Annotated in this window: 3 protein-coding genes; all 3 read left to right on the top strand. The window is 63.1% G+C overall.

Annotation, left to right across the window (positions count from 1 at the left end; translation table 11 throughout):
• Positions 1-3: 3 nt before the first annotated feature.
• The 3 genes from AC1DT3_RS17440 to AC1DT3_RS17430 all read left to right on the top strand — a co-directional run bounded on the left by AC1DT3_RS17440 (position 4) and on the right by AC1DT3_RS17430 (position 2,490).
• Complete coding sequence (locus tag AC1DT3_RS17440) at positions 4-522, top strand: N-acetyltransferase family protein (RefSeq protein WP_477466499.1); 519 nt, start codon at positions 4-6, stop codon at positions 520-522.
• Between the two features lie 167 nt (positions 523-689).
• A complete protein-coding gene (locus AC1DT3_RS17435; RefSeq protein WP_477466498.1) occupies positions 690-1,868 on the top strand; it encodes a GAF domain-containing sensor histidine kinase in 1,179 nt (392 codons plus the stop codon).
• A 1-nt stretch (position 1,869) separates the two neighbouring features.
• Positions 1,870-2,490 (top strand): alpha-ketoglutarate-dependent dioxygenase AlkB family protein, encoded by a 621-nt coding sequence (locus AC1DT3_RS17430; protein WP_477466497.1) that lies wholly within the window; start codon positions 1,870-1,872, stop codon positions 2,488-2,490.
• The last annotated feature ends 191 nt before the right edge of the window (positions 2,491-2,681 follow it).

Raw genomic sequence — 2,681 nt, 5'->3', positions numbered from 1 at the left:
AGCATGAGCGACGTCCGCCTGCTGGATCCGCAGACAGCGGCTCGCGAGCGCGCGCGGCTCGTCGATACGCTGACCGACTGCGTCGCAGGAGGTGCTTCGGTCGGCTTCATGCAGCCGTTCTCGGCTGATGAAGCGGCGCGTTGGTGGGACGGAGTGATCGACAGCGTGGCAGCCGGCGGAACGATCCTGTTCGGCGCTTATGTCGACGGCGTGCTATCGGGAACAGTGCAGCTCGGTTTGGCGAGCATGCCCAATCAGCGCCATCGCGGCGACGTCAAGAAGCTCCTTGTCCACCGCAATGCCCGCAACCGCGGACTCGCCGGCCGTCTGATGGGCGCATTGGAGGATGAGGCAAGCAAACGCGGCCTTACGCTTCTCACGCTTGACACGGCAACCGGCTCGGAAGCGGAACCCTTCTACGAGAAGCGCGGCTGGACAAGAACCGGCGTCATCCCCAATTTCGCGCGATGGCCGGAGGGTCCCCTCTGCGATACGACCATTTTCTGGAAAGCATTGGCTTAGCCGGAAACTTAGGCGCTCCGATACGACTTCCTGCGAATGCCAACTCGTTTGGATACGCGGACAGGATGACACCAAGCGAGGTCCCGAGGGTGCTTCAAAAGGCCAAGGTGACGGCCGCTCGCGGGACCGATAGAGACTTTGGATACAGTGGGCATCCTGAGGACGGAATGAAGAATATTGAGAGCGCCGTCGCGGCGATCGCTCAGATCGACGCGGTGCCGACGATCCTCGATGTCGTCTGTCGGACGACGGGCATGGGCTTTGCCGCCGTCGCGCGCGTCACCGAAGACCGATGGATCGCCTGCGCCGTACGGGACGAAATCGCTTTCGGGTTGAAGCCTGGCGGTGAGCTGAAGGTCGAGACGACCATCTGCCATGAGATCCGAGCGAGCGGACAGGCCGTCGTCATCGATCACGCGGCGGAAGACGACGCCTTTCGCGGCCACCATACGCCGGCGATGTACGGGTTCCAGAGTTACATTTCGATGCCCATCTACAGGCCGGATGGGTCGTTCTTCGGCACATTGTGCGCCATTGATCCACGACCGGCGAAGCTCGCCACGGCCGAGACGATCGGCATGTTCAAGATGTTCGCCGACCTCATCGGCTTTCATCTCGACGCGCATGAGCGCCTCGCGTTCAGCGAGAAAGCGCTCCTCGACGAGCGCCAGACGGCGGAGCTGCGCGAGCAGTTCATCGCCGTCCTCGGACATGATCTGCGCAATCCGCTCGCCTCGATCGACGCGGGCGCCAAGCTATTGCGCAAGGGGACACTCGACGAGCGAGCGACGACGATGGTCTCTCTCATCCAGAACAGCGTCAGTCGGATGTCTGGTCTGATCGACAATCTGCTCGACTTCGCCCACGGACGCCTCGGCGGGGGATTGCCGCTCGCGCTCGATTCCCGCGAGCCTGTCGGCCCGGCGCTCGAACAAGTGGTCGCCGAATTGCGCGCCGTGTGGCCCGATCGTGTGCTCGCTGCTGATATTGCACTGTCGAGGCCGATCAATTGCGACCGCGCCCGCATCGCTCAATTGGCCTCCAACCTTCTGGCCAACGCGCTGACGCATGGCGCCGCCGATCGTCCGGTCTCGCTACGCGCTGTAAGCGATGGCGAGACCTTCGAATTGTCGGTGGCCAATGCCGGCAATCCGATCCCTCCGGCGGTGATCGCGCGGCTTTTCCAGCCGTTTTACCGCGGCGCGAACCAGTCGAACCATCAGGGCCTCGGGTTGGGTCTCTACATCGCGGCCGAAATTGCCCGCGCGCATAACGGCACATTGAACGTGGTCTCGACCAATGACGAGACTCGGGTCACCTTCAAGATGCCTGTGAACGTTCGCTGACATGCCCGCGTTGTCGCTCGCGCCCGGCCTCACCTATCATCCCGACTTCCTCGACCGCGATGCGCAGGAGCGGCTTTTGGAGGACGTCCGCGCGGTGACGCGCTCGGCACCTCTCTATTCGCCATGCATGCCGCGCACCGGAAAGCCCTTTTCGGTGCGAATGACCAATGCTGGCCGGCTCGGCTGGGTCTCAGACGTGAACGGCTACCGCTATCAGCCGACCCACCCTGAAACGGGCCTCCCTTGGCCAGCGATGCCCGCGCAGGTCCTGCACGCATGGGAGGCGCTGAGCGGTTATCCGAGCCCGCCCGATGCCTGTCTGATCAATTTTTATGAGCCCTCGGCCCGCATGGGCCTGCATCAGGACAAGGACGAGGAAGAGTTCGAGGCACCGGTAGTCTCCCTCTCCCTCGGCGATACGGGCTTGTTTCGCTATGGCGGCCTCGACCGCAAGGACCCGACCCGGTCGGTCAAGCTGCGCTCGGGCGACGCCATCGTCTTCGGCGGTCCGGCGCGTCTGATTTTTCACGGAATCGACCGCATCAACGCGGGCACCTCGGACCTGTTGCCGCAAGGGGGCCGGCTCAATCTCACCTTGCGCAAAGTGCGGCAGCAGCTTTAACAAAAGGATGCGTATCCGAGAACCTCAGGAGCGTCGGCGATGAAGCGTCTCGTTTTCGCAGCTTTGAGTTTGGCTGCCACCCTGCACGCGGCGATTGCGGCCGAGGCCGTCTTTCCGCCCGCCTCGCGTATCGGCATCATACCGCCGGATCAGATGATCCCATCCAAGCGTTTCAGTGGATTCGAGAACCC

Source organism: Microvirga sp. P4_G7 (assembly GCF_056401005.1).
The sequence above is the reverse complement of the archived record's forward strand: the minus strand, read 5'-3'. Positions and strand labels throughout refer to the sequence as shown.